The 17,418-nt window shown below is 35.1% G+C and carries 15 protein-coding genes; 3 read left to right on the top strand and 12 right to left on the bottom strand.

Features of this window, described 5'->3' with window-relative positions; genetic code table 11:
* Window positions 1–176: 176 nt before the first annotated feature.
* Window positions 177–1,196 carry a helix-turn-helix transcriptional regulator gene (locus H8718_RS09290; protein ID WP_249332676.1) on the top strand — a complete coding sequence of 340 codons (1,020 nt, stop codon included), beginning with the start codon at window positions 177–179 and terminating at the stop codon, window positions 1,194–1,196.
* A gap of 70 nt (window positions 1,197–1,266) precedes the next feature.
* Window positions 1,267–1,638: a metal-dependent transcriptional regulator gene (locus H8718_RS09285; protein WP_249332675.1), complete on the top strand. Its 372-nt coding sequence runs from the start codon at window positions 1,267–1,269 to the stop codon at window positions 1,636–1,638.
* A 5-nt stretch (window positions 1,639–1,643) separates the two neighbouring features.
* On the opposite strand, the gene H8718_RS09280 is transcribed toward H8718_RS09285, so the two are convergent.
* From H8718_RS09280 to H8718_RS09230, 11 genes are all read right to left on the bottom strand, one after another.
* Window positions 1,644–2,627: a M15 family metallopeptidase gene (locus tag H8718_RS09280; protein WP_249332674.1), complete on the bottom strand. Its 984-nt coding sequence runs from the start codon at window positions 2,625–2,627 to the stop codon at window positions 1,644–1,646.
* 255 nt (window positions 2,628–2,882) lie between these two features.
* The gene (locus H8718_RS09275) at window positions 2,883–5,525 is read right to left on the bottom strand and encodes a translation factor GTPase family protein (protein ID WP_249332673.1); all 2,643 of its coding nucleotides are present in this window, start codon (window positions 5,523–5,525) and stop codon (window positions 2,883–2,885) included.
* Window positions 5,526–5,806: 281 nt separating this feature from the next.
* Window positions 5,807–6,280, bottom strand: coding sequence for an LURP-one-related/scramblase family protein (locus tag H8718_RS09270; protein ID WP_177668374.1), 474 nt, complete (start codon window positions 6,278–6,280; stop codon window positions 5,807–5,809).
* Between the two features lie 57 nt (window positions 6,281–6,337).
* Window positions 6,338–6,595, bottom strand: a complete 258-nt coding sequence (locus H8718_RS09265) for a hypothetical protein (RefSeq protein WP_249332672.1) — start codon at window positions 6,593–6,595, stop codon at window positions 6,338–6,340.
* A 165-nt stretch (window positions 6,596–6,760) separates the two neighbouring features.
* Window positions 6,761–8,074, bottom strand: a complete 1,314-nt coding sequence (locus H8718_RS09260; RefSeq protein ID WP_249332671.1) for a DUF3298 and DUF4163 domain-containing protein — start codon at window positions 8,072–8,074, stop codon at window positions 6,761–6,763.
* Between the two features lie 350 nt (window positions 8,075–8,424).
* The gene (locus tag H8718_RS09255; RefSeq protein ID WP_249332670.1) at window positions 8,425–9,264 is read right to left on the bottom strand and encodes a sugar phosphate isomerase/epimerase family protein; all 840 of its coding nucleotides are present in this window, start codon (window positions 9,262–9,264) and stop codon (window positions 8,425–8,427) included.
* 54 nt (window positions 9,265–9,318) lie between these two features.
* Window positions 9,319–10,719: a glucuronate isomerase gene (gene uxaC, locus H8718_RS09250; RefSeq protein WP_249332669.1), complete on the bottom strand. Its 1,401-nt coding sequence runs from the start codon at window positions 10,717–10,719 to the stop codon at window positions 9,319–9,321.
* On the bottom strand, window positions 10,720–11,898 hold the full coding sequence (locus H8718_RS09245) for a Gfo/Idh/MocA family protein (RefSeq protein WP_249332668.1): 1,179 nt from the start codon (window positions 11,896–11,898) through the stop codon (window positions 10,720–10,722).
* Entirely contained in the window at window positions 11,898–12,659 is a 762-nt protein-coding gene (locus tag H8718_RS09240) for a sugar phosphate isomerase/epimerase family protein (protein WP_249332667.1), read from the bottom strand. Before H8718_RS09240 ends, H8718_RS09245 begins: the two co-directional genes overlap by 1 nt.
* Window positions 12,659–13,729: a mannonate dehydratase gene (uxuA, locus tag H8718_RS09235; protein WP_249332666.1), complete on the bottom strand. Its 1,071-nt coding sequence runs from the start codon at window positions 13,727–13,729 to the stop codon at window positions 12,659–12,661. The genes H8718_RS09240 and uxuA overlap by 1 nt, the downstream gene beginning before the upstream one ends.
* Before the next feature lie 12 nt (window positions 13,730–13,741).
* A complete protein-coding gene (locus H8718_RS09230; RefSeq protein ID WP_177668358.1) occupies window positions 13,742–14,593 on the bottom strand; it encodes an SDR family oxidoreductase in 852 nt (283 codons plus the stop codon).
* A 174-nt stretch (window positions 14,594–14,767) separates the two neighbouring features.
* Here H8718_RS09230 and H8718_RS09225 point away from each other — a divergent pair, with 174 nt between their 5' ends.
* A complete protein-coding gene (locus H8718_RS09225; RefSeq protein ID WP_249332665.1) occupies window positions 14,768–15,631 on the top strand; it encodes a helix-turn-helix domain-containing protein in 864 nt (287 codons plus the stop codon).
* 84 nt (window positions 15,632–15,715) lie between these two features.
* Here H8718_RS09225 and H8718_RS09220 read toward each other — a convergent pair whose 3' ends face one another.
* Window positions 15,716–17,104 (bottom strand): glycoside hydrolase family protein, encoded by a 1,389-nt coding sequence (locus H8718_RS09220; protein ID WP_249332664.1) that lies wholly within the window; start codon window positions 17,102–17,104, stop codon window positions 15,716–15,718.
* Between the last annotated feature and the right edge of the window lie 314 nt (window positions 17,105–17,418).

Below are 17,418 nucleotides of genomic sequence, written 5' to 3'. Positions count from 1 at the left end.
GGTTAGTTGTAACTAACAGATAGTTGGATTATACATAGCCCCCTCCACTCAAACAAGCTTTTCATCTCTTTTCATTATTTTATCATCCGATTGCATTATCTCCTTTTAGACAGCCTTGCTTTTTGAGAAACAATCTCGTATACTTTTTCTATATTTTTTATCATGGAGGAAATACTATGTATAAACTTGTTAAATCTTCTAAATCCTTTCGTGAAACTGTCCTACAAGCCTTAACATTTCTTCCTCATAAGCAAAACCATTCTATTCTTTATAAAAATCCACAACATCCTGAAAATGGATATTTTCTATTTTATGAACGTCCTGGCTATTATTCTTTTGGTATTGCAGATTATACAGTCCCTCACTCTTTTAAGCTGGCTTTTGATAATCCAGAACATTTAATCCGCTTTGGAACAGTTTATGAAGGTACTACCAATTTCAAACTTGAAAATCAGCCTACAGGTTCCTTTACACCTTCTTCTTTTTTTGTCATCGAAAAAAACCTTAAAGGGAAACAAACTTGGACGAAAGGTCAGCACTTTCATGGTGCAGAATTCACTATACATGATACGTATTTTGAGGATATTATTAAAAAGAGCTTGAATGCGGATTTTAGCTTTGAAAACTTTACACCCAATTTTACCTATCGTTATCTTCCTATAGAGATCGTTACCCTTTTAGAAAAGATGCAGTCTCTTGCTAAACAAAATACCCTTAATCCGCTTCTCTTAGAAAGCTATCTCCTTCAATGTATAGGAATTCTTATGGAAACCCTACAAGCATCTCCTGAACATGCCTTTACCAAACAACTTTATTACGGCAAAGTACCTGTTGGTAAAAATAAGTATTTACATTTCAATGCTCAGGATATTCGTGCTATTCAAAAAGCCCATACAATCCTTATAGAAAACCTTCAATCTCCGCCTACTATTGAACACTTAAGTGAATTAGTGCTTTTAAATCCTCAAAAGTTGAAGGCAGGCTTTTCATACTATTATCATCTGCCTATTGGACAGTTTATAACTTCTATGCGCATGTCCCTTGCTGCTCATCTTCTTTGCACAACAGATGAAAGTATAGCCGAAATTGCTCGTAAAGTTGGTTACCCTTATACCAGTAACTTTATTAAAAGATTTCGTGAAACATATCACTGCACGCCTCTTGAATATCGCCACTCCTCAGCGTTTGAAAAATAATGTGCACCATGCTATACTTTATTTTAATGAGTAACCTATTTCTATTTTCTAGACAACAAAAGGAGTCATTATGAGTCTAAATGAATCAGCTGAAAACTATTTAGAAACCATTCTCATATTAAGTCAAAAGCTTCCTGTTGTACGTTCCGTTGACATCGCAAATGAATTAAACTTCAAAAAATCAAGCGTTAGTACGGCTATGAAAAATCTACGTGAAAATCATTATATTACGGTCACTGAAGCCGGATTTATCTACTTAACCGATACAGGCAAAGAAGTGGCTGAAATGATTTATGAAAGACATAAGATTTTATCCTCTTGGCTAAAACAGCTTGGTGTAAGTGAAGAAATCGCACTAGAAGATGCATGTAAAATTGAACATGTTATAAGTAAGGAAAGTTTTGAAGCTATTAAAAAATTAATTGCTATAAAAAAAGGCTGAGTTCTTTAGAACTCAGCTTTTTTATGATCTACATATTTTACCCAGTATTCTTCTAATGTCTCTATTCCTTGTTCTTTCATCTCAGTAGCTATTGGGATTCCAACATATGTAATATGCCATGGTTCATATATATACCCTGTTATATCTTCATGATCTTTAGGATAACGTACAATAAAACCATATTTATAAGCATTTTCAGCTACCCATTTTGCTTCTTTAGTATGTTCAAATTCATCCATTGTACGGTAGATATTATCTAAATCAATGGTCCTACCTGTATGATGTTCACTAAATCCTGGTCTGGCACTATAAGTATCTACAACCTCTTCAGGATCTTGTCTAAGATAACGATTATACACATCGATCTGGTAAGCTATACTGCGATATGCCGATACTCCTCTTATAGAATATCCCTCAGCTTTTGCATCACGTACCATCTGTTCATAGGCCTCTTTAGTAGCCGGGGTTACAAGTGGCCCGGAACTTAATGGCACTAACTCTTTTGGCTCAAAATCAAGAGGCAACTTATGATATTTATTAACGAGAATAATCTCTTCTTCTGTATCCGTAATTTCTGTTACTCCTGTATAATGAGGCTGATCAACACCTGCATTTACTTGCCACACTACCTCCTCATATGGAAGCTTTGGATAACGCTCGGCATAGGCTAAATAGCGTTCTTCTTTATCCGCTTCATAATAGTATAAAGTGGGCTCTACATCCGCAGTCTCATCTGCATTTTCATTTGTATTTTCATCGCTATACGCCTCCTCGCTTATGCCTTCCTCTTGCTTTTCATTTATGGGCTCATCTTTATTCTTATCATTATCTAGCATTTCAGTTTCATTTTTATATTCATTAAAAGGCTTATCTTCTAATGTACTACTATAAATTGTTACAATCATTCCAGTGCTTAGTATAACTAAACTGGTTCCTACTATATACTTTCTTATCTTCTTACGGTATCTTTTTTTAGCTTTTTTATTCATCTCAACCCTCCTATGCTAATCTAGCTGACATAGGATACATGTATGGTGTATGCATCACTTTTATCCCCTATAGCTAGCTCCTACAAGTAAATTTTTAGTCATCTTCTCTATACCTTTATGGTATCTTATCACGCGTACTTTATCAACCTCTAAACTACATGAACTGACATTTATCTACAATAAAAATAAAATTTGAATATCCGTTTCCTTAAACTTAAAGGCTATGCCTCGTCATTTATACGAGGCATAGCCCTTTTAATCTTCTTGAACTAAGTTTTCCATCTGCTGTTTAAGTTCTGGTGATAAGGCATCTGCTAAATAATTACGCTCTACCACTTGTTTATCTTGATAGGCCTGCATTACTCTTTCATTAGCTCTTTCAATTTCTTCCTTTAACTCTCGAGCGGATAGCAACGCACATCCCGCTCCTCTGATGATAATTTGCTCCAATCCATCTGATGTTGCTACTGTTACATCATACTTAGCCTGATGATCATGTACAAATTTTTCAATATAATGGTCTGCCGTTTGTGCTTCTTTGGTATAGACCATATGAATGTTTTGATAATCCAGGATTTCGGCACGGTTACCTTGCACACGATAGGCATCAAATACAACAATGATTTGACACTTTTTTATTCCTTGGTAATTGGTAAGGCACTCGAGTAATTGAATTCTAGCACCATCCATATTATCCTGTGCCAGATCTCTAAGCTCAGGCCATGCAAAGATAATATTATACCCATCTACAAGAAGATACTCTTCTTTGGAACCTCTCGGTCTACTTGTATAAGTAACAGGTTCAAAATAAGCCTGGCGTCCTGCCTTACGTTTTTTCCAAACTGATTTTTCTCCTTGGTTAGCATAAAAAGTTTTATTGAGTATTTGGTCAATCTCTTCTAAACCAATCCACTCTTCTTCTACAAATGTCTCTTGGTTCTTCTCTACTTGCTGTAAGGCTTCTTTTTCATCTTTCAAGTAACTCTCAATATGCATATAATCTTTTACTTCATCCCATGTAACTAAGAAGCCAGCCCCATGCGCACAAAATACAGAGCCTGTTGGATTTTCTATGTCTCTTTCAGAATCATAGCCTATACGCTCTATAACTTCATCTGCATTATGACAAGGTTCATACCCCTTTAAACTACAAAATAGCCTGCCGTGTCCCTTAGTATAAGCAATAACCTCTTTTTGATAGTTTCTCATGGTTACAACAGGTGCACTGCCTACAAGAACTGCCGTTTCACCATCTGTCTGAGAGATTTCACATGTTCCTTGCATTTTCTCAATATCTGTCATAGCACGCCCTACCATTTTTTCAGGGAGCTCTAATTGGAAAGCATAATAAGGCTCTAACAATACAGATTTTGCCTGCTTTAGTCCCTGTCTCACTGCACGGTAAGTCGCCTCTCTAAAGTCACCGCCTTCTGTGTGCTTTTTATGTGCGCGTCCTGCTACTAAAGTGATCTTCATATCTGTAATGACAGATCCTGTAAGGACACCCTTATGGTCTTTCTCCTCTAAATGGGATAGCACAAGTCTTTGCCAGTTTCTTTCTAATTCGTCTTCACTACAGCTTGATGCAAACTGCACGCCGCTTCCTCTCTCTCCAGGTTCTAATAATAAATGCACCTCTGCATAATGTCTTAAAGGTTCAAAGTGGCCCACGCCTTCTACTACATTTGCAATGGTTTCTCTATACAGAATTCTTCCTGAGTCAAAGGCTACACGCACGCCAAAGCGCTCCTCTATAAGACTCTGTAAAATTTCAATTTGAACTTCCCCCATAATCTGTGCCTGAATTTCCTGAAGCTCCTCATTCCATACAATATGAAGTTCTGGTGATTCTTCTTCAAGCTGACGTAATTTAGGGAGCATAACTCTTGGGTCACAGCCTTCCGGCAGTAAAATTTGATAAGAAAGTACAGGTTCTAGGAGGGGTGTACTTGAAGCTTCTTCTATCCCTAAGCCTTCTCCTGGCCTAGTTTGACTAAGTCCTGTTACGGCGCATATAGCCCCTGCCTCTACCTCATTCACTGCTTCAAATTTTTGCCCTGAATAGATACGAATCTGATTTACTTTCTCTTCCCAATCCCGATTAACTAAAGCCTCTTTAACTTTAAGACTTCCACCTGTAATCTTCATATAAGTTAGGCGATTGCCTTGCTCATCTCTTACGATCTTAAATACCTTTGCACCAAATGCCTCATCATAAGAAGGTATCTGCGCATACTTTACAATGCCTTGCATGAACGCTTCTATACCCTCTAATTTTAATGCTGAACCAAAGAAACATGGGAATACTTTACGCTCTTTAATCCCTTTTGCAATTTGCACAGTATGAATCTCTCCCGTTTCTAGATAGCTTTCCATAAGCTCTTCATCACACATGGCCAGCTGGTCATAAAAGTCCTCGCTCTCCTCTTGTCCAAATTCAATACAACCATCATTTAAACGTTTTTTTAATTCTTCTAGTAATTTTTCCTTATCCGTTCCTGGTTGATCCATCTTGTTAACAAATAGAAAAACAGGTATTTGATATAGAGCTAGTAATCGCCATAGTGTCTGTGTATGCCCTTGCACACCATCTGCACCACTAATAACCAAAATGGCATAATCTAATACTTGAAGTGTTCTCTCCATTTCAGCCGAAAAATCTACATGTCCAGGGGTATCTAACAAGGTTATCTGAGTATCCTCTACCGTTAGCATAGCCTGTTTAGAAAAGATGGTAATCCCCCTTGCCCTTTCTAACTCATAAGTATCTAGATAAGCATCCTTATTGTCTACCCTACCTAACTTTCGAATTTTACCGCTCAAATAAAGCATACTCTCGGATAAGGTAGTCTTACCCGAGTCTACGTGTGCTAATATTCCAATGACTAATTTTTTCATACGTTATTTCAAATCCTTCACTATTGTTGTCTATGATTAAATCCTAACTTTCTTAGGTCTATCCATTAAATCTCTTATTCTTATCATACCAGTAAGCTTAGATTATGACAATTCGTCTCACTTAACTCCTCGTGGCTTTATTTATTCTATACGTTAAATAAGTTTATACACTTATGCTATCTCTGTCAAAATAAAACAGCTTAAAGCAATCCTACTTTAAGCTGTTTATTCTCTATTATGAAATGAATAAAATACTTTAAATGAAAGGAAACTTATACGCTTTAGGCATTATTTCCTGAACATTTAGCAGCATCAATAGCAAGTACAATCATAAGACACATTAAGGCATTTTCAGGCTGAGCCACTTCAATGGTATAGGTATCGGTAAAATTGAAAAGCTGTTTTGAAACCCATGCGATAGCAGAGCCACTCTCTGTTATTTCATAATCCCAATCAAAAAAATCACCTGTTACTTCCCATCCCTTATAATCTAAGGAAAAAGAAGGTTTAAAAAAGGTAAACTCCTTTTTGATATCTCCTACATAATGATCTCCTAAGTATATACGAAATCTTGGCATCCAAGTAAATACCTCTTCCTTCAAGGTGGCAATATGTTCTTCTTTGGCATTATAGACTTCTAGACAATGTCCCCATGCCATCTTTCCTTTAACTGTATATAAGACACTTCCATCTTCCCCATAAATATCATAACTATCAAACCATGAGAAAAAACGTTGTTTAAAAAGCATTTTCATATTCGACCCCTCCTTCCTGTAGTATACTTCTAGTTCTATTATAACGTATAAATGAATTTATTTCATAAATTCATTTAATGCAGTAGCTGCTACGGCAAACGTCTTCGCGCCACTTAGCGGTAATTTTTGATAACGATCATCTAACTCGAAGTTCTCTAAAGCTTGGAATTGACCAAGGTGAGGCTCTAATGATAAGAAACCCTCATATTCTCTATGTTTAAGGTTATCTAAAATGTCTTTTACATTACCTATACCATATCCCTCCAGTGCTACATTTCCTTTTTGATCTGCATCTTTAAATATGCATATATGCAATATAGTCTTTTAATCATGTAGGTTTAAATTTATCAAGTTCGACTTCAAAGGTATCCTCTACTCCAATTTTCCAATAGGAGACCCTATCACTCTTGAAATTAATCCCCTTACAGCTTATCTTTCTGCAAGGGGATTAATTTCAATCTTATATAGACTAAAGTACTCCTAAAAGTTAGCCTTGATTCCTTCTAATTCAACTAAAGGTATCACTACTTCTACAACTTTTTGCACACTATCGTCTGGAATCATGTAATAAAATACTGCTCTGTTATCTTTAAAGTATACACTAAGGCCTTCTACCTGTACCTCTTCTATCCCCTGTTCTTTTAATTTCTCCTCTAAAATTTTATTAAAGGCAGTTTGTGCTTCTTGAGTAGGTAAAATGAAATTTTTAACATTAATCTCATCCACTGTTTTATCCTTACTAAGATCTATGTTAATACTATCTACGAACATTTTTGTTCCTAATCCTTCTATATCTACACTTCCTCTATAAAGTACACTGAGGATGCTATCATCCATACGTGTTACATCATAATCTAGTCTTAGATTAGAATAAGTATCCTTTTGATACTTTTCAACTACACGATACAGGCTTTGATTGATATAATCTTGTAAAAGTTCACCTTTATACCCTTCTACCTTAGGATAACTTACACGTGGATTATTAGGTAATATAGATCTTTTTACATCATAATGTGCTTCAGGTTCTAGCTGAAGTAACTTGGCTGGATTTACTATTTCAAAAGATTGCATCCCCATAAATTCTGGGGCAATTTCATGCTTATCAAAAACAATTACAGGATTTCCTTTTTCATTAATATAAAAGACCTGATCTTCTTTAATCCCTTCAAACCCTTCAAAATAAACGGCATCTTCCTGAGCTATACGCTCTTTTATTTGATTCATGATTTGTTCATCAATAATCCTTTTGTAATCTTCACCATAAAAATCCTTTAAAGTTATTTCTTTTTGACTTTCTAAATCAAAATTGTAAAAATAAGCTGTATCATATGCAGAACCTATACTTTCTGTCTTATAAATGCCTAGGGATACGATTCCATCTGTATTATACTTCACATCATAATCCACTTTTATGTCAACAGGTCTGTAATCAGACTCCTTACCTCCTGTTGCTAAATAAGCTTTATAATATTCCTTACCTCTATGTTTAGCTAATTCCAAAGCATCTTGCATCTCTTTGTTTATTCTATCCTCTATCGTTTTAGCATACATACTATACTTTTCACTACTTATTTGTGGAACCGTTACTTGAACGCTATAACTTTTTGTATCCTCTTGATAAGATTTTGGTATCATAAGCACGTTTATCTCTTTTGTATCTGCTCTATCCTGTGATACTGCTATATCGAGTTCATTCGCATATAAATTAAAAGTCATTCCCCCCATTCCTAAAGATGCTACGATTAACCCCACTTTTAAAGATTGTCTGATGTACCATTGACTTCTTCTTAACATTGTATCTACTCCTTTTCATACTATAATACTCTTTAGACAGTTTAGTTGTTTGAAAAGTTTCAATAAAAAATATTTTTCACTGCATTTTTTTCTCTCTCTATTGCCTATTAACATCTTTACTTCTTTTGTATCTTGTTTACCTCATTTTCAAGCTCTCATAAAGCTTTATCCTGACTTATCATCTATAATTTATGGCTCAGCTTGACAGCCTTTAGACTGTCAAAAGCTCACTCTCAAGTTTGTTCGCACTTACAAGAGTAAAGGATAATAGATGCATTTTTTATTTGCAAAATTTGGTATTTAATTTGTCCAGCACAGTTAATGGTGATGAACCTAATTTATAAATGAATTTATTTCATAAGCTTCTTTAATGCAGCAGCTGCTACAGCAAAAGTCTTCGCACCACTTGGTGGTAATTTTTGATAACGATCATCTAGCTCAAAGTTCTCTAAGCCTTGGAATTGACCAAGATGAGGCTCTAATGATAAGAAACCCTCATATCCTCTATGTTTAAGGTTATCTAAAATAACTTTTACATTGCCTATACCATATCCTGCGGGTACGACATTTCCTGCTTGATCTGCATCTTTAATGTGTATGTATGCAATATAGTCTTTTAATAATTCATAAGCACCTATAGTATCTTGACCTACCTGAACAAAATTGGCTGGATCAAAAGTTAATTTTACAAAATCACACTTTAATGTCTCTATGAGCTTTAAACATCTCCCGGCAGTATCTCCATAAATATTTTTTTCATTTTCATGAAGTAATATCATTCCTGTTCCTACTGCTGCTTCAATATAAGCTCCCCATCTCCTTATCACTTCTTCGAAATAATCTTCTGGGTTTTTATCTTCTGGTATAAAGAAGCTAAACATACGTATATAACGTGTATCTAATATCTTTGCGATTTCTAATGTATGTTTAAATTTATCAAGTTCAGCTTCAAACGAATCCTCTATTCCAATTTTTCCAATAGGAGAACCTATTGCTGATACCTGAAAACCTCTTATTTCTAGTTGTTTTTTAATTTCTTTTGCCTCTTCTAATGTAAGGTCTGAAACATTTTGTCCGTTTACGCCGCGCATTTCAATGAACTTCATTTCATGCGTATCTAGTACATCCATTTGAGTTTTTAAATCCATATCAATCTCATCGGCAAAAGCTGATACTATAAATTGGCTCATATTTCATTCTCCTTATCCTAAACTTCGTATGTTAATTGGCTATCAATAATAGACTTAGACATTAAGGTAATTTTTAATATTATTAAAGCAAATATCTTCTACTATCTTACCCATCATCGCTAAATCGTTAGGTACTTCACCTTGTTCCATCCATTTGCCAATAAGATTGCAAAGGATTCTTCTAAAATACTCATGTCTTGTAAAAGACAGAAAACTTCTAGAATCTGTTAGCATCCCTATAAAGTTTCCAAGAACTCCCGTGTTACCTAAATCTTTAAGCTGTGTTATGATGCCATCTTTGTTATCATTAAACCACCAAGCCGTTCCAAATTGCATTTTCCCAGCTACACTATCTGAACTAAAGTTTCCTATCATCGTTCCTACTATCATATTGTAAATAGGATTTAAGGTATATAAAATCGTCTTAGGCAGTCCATCTTGTAGTTCCATCTCATTTAATAAGCCTGATAACTTACCTGCTATTTCCCCATCTCTAACCGAGTCAAATCCTGTATCTGGTCCAATCTTCTTAAGCATCTTTTGACTATTATTACGCATAGCACCTAAGTGTAGTTGCATCGCCCACCCATGTGATTCATAGGCTTTGGCTAAAAAGATCATTAAATAAGTTTTATAACCTTCTACTTCTTCACTTGTTAAAGGCTCTCCTCTTAGAGCCTTTTCTAATATGAACGCTACTTCACACTCTTCTATAGGACCATAAGGAACCATTGAAAGTGAATGATCCGATAAACAACAGCCACAATCCTTAAAATAATCTATTCGTTTTAAAAGCGCCTCTTTTAAAGCTTTTAAACTTCTAATTTCAATCCCACTTATTTTTGATAATGCCTCTATATAGCCTCTAAAATCTTCTTGTTCTATATTTAATACTTTATCTGGTCTAAAGGTTGGCGCTACTTTTGTAAAACACTTTCCTTCTTCTTTTAAATACTTATGAAATTCTAGTGAATCTATAGGATCATCTGTTGTTGCTACATAATAAACATTCATCTTCTCTAGCAATTTTCGAACACTAAAATCTTCTGATTGAATCACTTTATTACAAGCATCCCAAATTTCCTTAGCAGTCTTTTCACATAAAGGAGTATGTATATCAAAATACCTTTGTAGTTCTAAATGCGTCCAATGATATAATGGATTACCAATAGCTTTTTCCAATGTTTTTGCATAAGCTATGAACTTTTCATAGTCACTTCTATTTCCTGTTATATAGTCCTCGGGAATGCCACCAAGACGCATAGCACGCCATTTATAATGGTCACCATACAGCCATAACTGGGTAATATTGGTATACTTTTTATCCTCCCAAATTTCTTTTGGACTTAAATGGGAATGATAATCACAAATGGGCATATGCTTAGCATACTCCATAAATAAGTGCTTGGCAGTCTCTGTCTCTAATAAAAAGTTATCGTTCATAAAGGTTTCCATCTATCTCACATCCCACCGACTATTATAAGTTCCTTGTAAATCAGAAATTTTAGAAGTGACTTCAGGCTTAACCTTAGAATCTGCAATCTTTTCTTGTAACTTTTCTAAGTAAAGATCTGCATTGATTGGGAGCTCTACAGATTGACCTAGCCAACTTGAAAGATGAATGGCATTAGAGATCGTTAAGCCTCTAATAGCTTCCTTCCCTGGCGCAATCAATTTTTCACCATATAAAATAGCATTAGTAAAGTTTTGTAATATACCATTATGCCCAGTCTCTATCCCTTCTCCCTCCACGTTGTGTACATTCATTTTAGGGCTTCCAAATCCTTCCTGGCTAGTAAAACAGTACTCTCTCTCTCCTTGCTCTAATTCATAAAATTTAAGTACGCCTTCTTCAATAACAGCTTTTCCTCTATCTCCTGAGATTTCTAAGCGATTTGTTCCAGGACATTCCCCTGTTGTTGTAATAAAGACTGCAGTTGCGCCGTTGTCATATTCCGCATAAGCTGTTACATCATCTTCTACCTCGATGTGATGATACTTTCCTATAGCCGTAAAACCAGTGACTTTAGAAGGCATCCCAAATAACCATTGCCATAAATCTAAGTTATGTGGACATTGATTGATGAGTACACCGCCACCTTCTCCTGCCCATGTGGCACGCCAGCTTCCTGAATCATAATAAGCTTGTGTACGGTACCAATTGGTAATAATCCATACACAACGTTTAAGCTCTCCTAGTTTTCCTTCATCGATTAATTTTTTTAATGCCTTATAAAGAGGATTGGTTCTTTGATTATAGACTACACCAAATACAGTTCCTGCTTCCTTTGCAGCAGCATTCATAGCTTCTACTTGTTTCGTATAAACACCTGCTGGCTTTTCCGTTAATACATGGAGGCCTTTAGAAAATCCATAAATTGCAATATTCGGATGAATATAATGAGGTGTTGCAATAAGCACCGCATCAATGTATCCACTCTTAATCATTTCTTTATAGTCTGTAAAAAGAGCTATCTCCTCACCTAAATTTTCTTTAGCCCATGTTCTTTTATGCGCATCAATATCACATACTGCTGTTAACTTAAGACCTTGTATTTTTCCATCTACGATATTTTTGGCATGAACACTCCCCATGTTCCCAATTCCTACAATGCCTATTCTCACTTCATTCATTATTTAACACCTACTTTCCTTAGATTGACGAAACTTCTTTCTAAACAATTAAAAGGATCTTCTCCATTACAATCATCTTGTTCAATCATGGCATAAGCAATATGCGCTATCTCACATGCCGCTATAATTTCATCAAAACATAAATTACCTTCCATAACAGGTACCATTATTTGCTTATGCCCCTTCATTGCCAGATCTTTAAAATGGCAGGCTACGACTCTATCTTTTAAAGCAATCAGTTGTTTTGCAGCATTGATGCCTGCAAATTGAATCCAAAAAGTATCAGGTATAAATCCCCATAATGCTGGATCAGTTTCATGGATAAGTACATCATAAGCTAATCTTCCCTCAAACTTTTCAAATTCAAATCCATGATTATGATAATGAAGCTTCATTCCCCTAGCTTGAAGCTTTTTAGCTACCTCTGTATAGTCCTTAATGAATTTCCTAATGCCTATTAGGTCTCTTTCATATCCTTGCGGCATAGACCCTATACCAATATGTTGACAGCCGTAAATCTCATGTTTTTTGATGACAGCTTCTGTATCTTCTAAGATTTCTTTTGGATTTGTATGCGTAATAACAATGTCTAGCTTATGCTCATCTGCTAAGGCTCTTACCTTATAAGGATCTATATTACCGATCCCTGATACTTGTATCCATTCAAATCCTATCTGTGCTAATTTCTTAAACGATAACTCAAGTGCCTCTTCTGTCTGCGTATAGTCCCTAATAGTGTAAAGCTGCGCACCTACTCTCATTACCTATTTCCCCCTCCATATGCAGATTTACTTTTTTGAATACCTTCTATAAGTCCATTAATATACACTGCACCTAGTGCTCTATCATAAAGTCCATATCCTGCTCTTCCTGTCTCTCCCCAGATCATTCTGCCATGATCTGATCTATAGTAGCCGTCAAAATCATAATCTATATACGCTTTTACAATTTTATAAAAATCCAAGGAACCTTTTTCAGATAAATGTCCTATCTCCTTAAAGTGTCCTTCTTTTTCCACCAGTATATTTCTTAAATGTGCAAAATGAATACGTCGTTTCTCTTGACCAAAGTATTCAATCATCTTTACAACATCATTTTTCAAATCACATCCTAATGAACCTACACATAGGGTAATACCATTATAGGGGCTATCATATAACGTGATGAGGCGCTTTAAGCTTTCAAAGTTTGTCATAATACGAGGTAATCCTAAAATACTCCAAGGTGGATCGTCTGGATGAATAGCCATCTTCACATCTTCCTCTTCACAAACAGGTATAACTGCCTTTAGAAAATACTCTAGATTCTCCCATAATTTTTCTTCATCAATACTCTGGTACTGCTCTAAAAGTGCCTTAAGCGTATGCTCTTCATAAGAAGTATCCCATCCTGGAAGCTTCAATTTCCCAAGACTTGGGTCTAACGTTTTAATTTTATCTGCTTCAAAAATTAAAGTTGTAGAACCATCTGGTAATACATAATTTAAGTCACTACGTGTCCAGTCAAATACTGGCATAAAATTATAGCAAATTGTTTTGATACCCGAGCGTCCTAAATTTCTAACGGTTTGTTTATAATGCTCAATATAGGTATCTCTTTCAGGCAAACCCATTTTTATTGCTTCATGTACCGGTACACTCTCTATCACACTGAGTTCTAAATGATGTGCTTCTACTCGTTTCTTTAACTGTTGTATTTTTTCAATAGGCCATACTTCTCCTACAGGTATGTCATAAATCGCACTTACGATGCCATACATTCCTGGTATCTGAGCAATGTATTCCAGCTTAACTGGATCATCCTCTCCATACCATCTAAAAGTCATCTTCATACTTTAGCCCCCCTATACACCTGAATAAGCTGAAAAAGCACCATCCACTGGCAGGACCACCCCATTTACAAATCCTGATCCTTGCTCACTTGCTAAAAATAATAAAGCACCTAATAATTCATCTGGCTCTCCAAATCGGCCCATGGGCGTGCTCTCTATAATTTTATGTGCTCTTTGCGTTAAACTCCCATCTTCATTCAATAAAAGTTTTTCATTTTGCTTAGTGAGAAAAAATCCTGGAGCCAGAGCATTGACCCTTATGCCTAGTTTTGAAAAATGAACTGCAAGCCACTTGGTAAAATTACTTACAGCTGCTTTGGCGCCTGAATAAGCTGGAATCTTTGTAAGTGGTGTAAAAGCATTCATAGAAGAAATGTTAATAATACTACATCCCTTTCTTCCAATCATATCTTTAGCAAACTCTTGAGTTGGCAGCAACGTTCCTAAAAAGTTAAGATTAAAAACAAACTGTATACTCGTATCATCTAAATCAAAAAAAGTTTGCACTTCCTGATCTACTAGGTCTTCTTCAAATAAATATTCCTTTGTAGTAGTCCCTTTATCATGATTGCCTCCTGCCCCATTTATAAGTAAGTCACATTTGCCAAAAGTTTTTAATACAACTTCGTGTGCCCTTTTTAAACTCTCCTTATCCAGTACATCAGCCTGTATGCCCATAGCTTCTTTTCCTTCTCTTTGTATTTGAGTAGCAAGCCCATCTACACTGCTTTTATTAATGTCTAGCAAAGCTACTTTAGCCCCACATTCTGCTAATGCCATGGCCATTCTTTGGCATAAAATACCTCCTGCTCCCGTTATAACAACCACCTTATCTTCCAAACTTACATAAAAAGGAATTTGCATTATTAGCCTCCTATTGACTTTTAATAAACTAACAGCTTAAAAATTATGTTATAATAAATTAATTGATAATTCATTATTTTAAATCTATTATTTTCTTCATTATAGATCAATTAAATATGCCTTTAATAGTTTAATATTGGCATAAAACTTGCAAAAATTGCTCTAGGAGGACCTATGTCTGAATTAACACGTTTTTCTCCCAAACAAACAATGGATAGTACAACTTTTCAAATTACACATTCAAAAGATACCTACTTACCTTATTTAGAACTTCATCATCATGATTTTTATGAAATCTACTTTTTTATCTCCGGCAGTGTATCGATGTCTATAGAAGGAAAACATTATAGGCTTTTACCTGGTGATATGATTTTAATTAATACTTTAGAGCTTCATCAAGCACTCATCCATGATCCCGCTATACCTTATGAGCGCATTGTTCTTTGGATTAATAAATCTTTTTTAAAAAGCTTATCTACCCCTCTTACGAATTTAGAAAGCTGCTTTTCTACTTATACCTCTAGTAATAATCTTTTAAGATGCACAGAGTCTATTATTGATGCCATACATATTACACTAAAAAAAATTCTCGAAGCTAAAAAAGCTACCTCCTTTGGTAGCGATATTCTTTATCATACTTATTTAACGGAACTTCTCGTCCTTATTAATAGGGCTTTTGAAAATACTCAGGCCTCCTGTATCTATCAGCATCACTATAGTGAGCTTGTCTCCAATTGTATTGAATATATTCATGACCATATTGAAGAAGAGCTTAGTTTAGATACACTTGCTCAGACGCTTTATACAAGTAAATATCATCTTATTAGAGAATTTAAGAAATATACAGGCCTTACTGTTCATAGGTATATGATTAAGAAAAAATTAGCTTTCTCCAAAGAACTTATTTTAAAAGATTACACTATTAGTGAGGTATATAAACGTTGTGGTTTTGGGGATTACTCTCATTTTTTTAGAGCTTTTAAGCAAGAATACGGCATGACACCTAAAGAATTTTACTCTACTTCTATACAGAAATGAATTTAATCATTGTTCCATATAAAAAGGCACCTTTTCAGGTGCCTTAAATACTTCACAAAAGAGAAGTTTATTTAACTCATAATTTTAGTTTTTTAATCCTGTAAGATCAGAGCATACTTCAATTTTTCCATTACCTTGTATGATATTTGCTTTAAACTCATCATAAAGTTCAATGTTTGAAAATGTTTTTAACTCTATCATTTTATTCTCAATACTATTAATAATCAAATCCATTGTTCCTTTATGATTAAAGACACATCCAAACATGTTAATCTTAGTTTTAAGGTAATCTGGCATAGCTTTATTACCATGAAAATGAATAGGATTATGATTAAGACTAGAGTGTGAAACTGTAATAACATTCATAGGTGTTCCTATAGATAAAAAAGCTTTCTTTTCATCATGCAACACTCTAATATTTTCAAAAGTAAGCTGCTCCTGACTCGGCACCTTGGAACCTGGATAGTAAGATCGGCTATATCTATCGTTATCAAAATGCACAGAGAATCCAATGCGTGCCTTATTTAAAAAGATATTACGGAAAATAACATTCCTCACCCCTGCTGTATAAGTCACATCATCTTGAACCATTACCCAGTGTATGCCATCTAAAACTGCTGTCCCACTTTCATGACTTGGCTCTGTATGAGATGTATATATTTTCCCATCTGCATCTTCTCTTACACGATAAAGTCTATGATGTGCAACAACAGTATCTGATTTTTGAACTTCCATACCTGGCTGCCAATCTCTCCATGCTCCAGCTAAGATACGACAGAAATAACCTGTCATTTTCTCAGCATCTAAGTCATGACAATTTTCTACAATACCGTCTTCAATCCACCCCAACTCTGGATTTCCTACATCATAATCATGCGCATTGAGCGCTATAGCATCATCAAATGTTTCAAATACACCATTACTGATTCTAAAACGCTTACCTCTTCCTAAGTGGACCCCATCTTTATCTCCTTTGATCATGATATCATTAATAATAATATCTTCAAAAGTACACACATGAATACCATATTGCAATGCACCTAGATCCATGCAGCGGAATCCCTCAATTTTTAAATCTTTAATATAGAAAAAAGCAATCTGCCCATGAAGTCCAAATACCTCTTTAAAGGTACGTACATCTATGCCATTTACAATAATATGTAAATTCTCAATACTAATATGTTCATCATAGGTTTTGGTTAAGGCCCCTTTGTTTAGTATAACGTGCGTAAAAGTGCCCTGTTCATCTACTTTTTTAATAAAAACATTATTCCCACATACGAGGGACGTATGACTCCCAATATATACTGTTCCTGCTAACTTATAGGTACCAGGGCGGCTTATAACAATCGTCCCTCCCCTATCTAAAGCTTTTTGAAGTGCTTTAGTGTTTTCAATTCCACTTGCTTCAGGTAAGAAACCAAACTCTGCTGGGTTCACAAAAAAACTTTTGTATGCTTCGTATTTCATCATCCACATTATCCTTTAGTTATTTTATTTATTCAGAATAGAAATATTACAAATAAATTTTACCATAATTTTAAACAATTCTAAACTCTTATTACCTAGAACCTTCTCTTCTTTATTTACAAAACGTATCGCTTTATTTGTCGCACCAATATGTATATACAGCTTGCTTACCTGTCTATAAAAAAAGCACCTAAAGAAGAGAATGCACCCCGTTTAGTAGACACATAATAAAAAAGATGTGTTCAACTAAATGGAGGTGCATTTCTTATGCCTAAAAAAGGTCAGAAATTCCAAAGATATGATAGAGACTTAGTGCT

Origin of the sequence: Zhenhengia yiwuensis (assembly GCF_014384995.1) — a bacterium.
GTDB classification, from domain to species: Bacteria; Bacillota; Clostridia; order Lachnospirales; family Cellulosilyticaceae; genus Zhenhengia; species Zhenhengia yiwuensis.
This window is presented reverse-complemented; position numbering and strand designations above follow the sequence as displayed.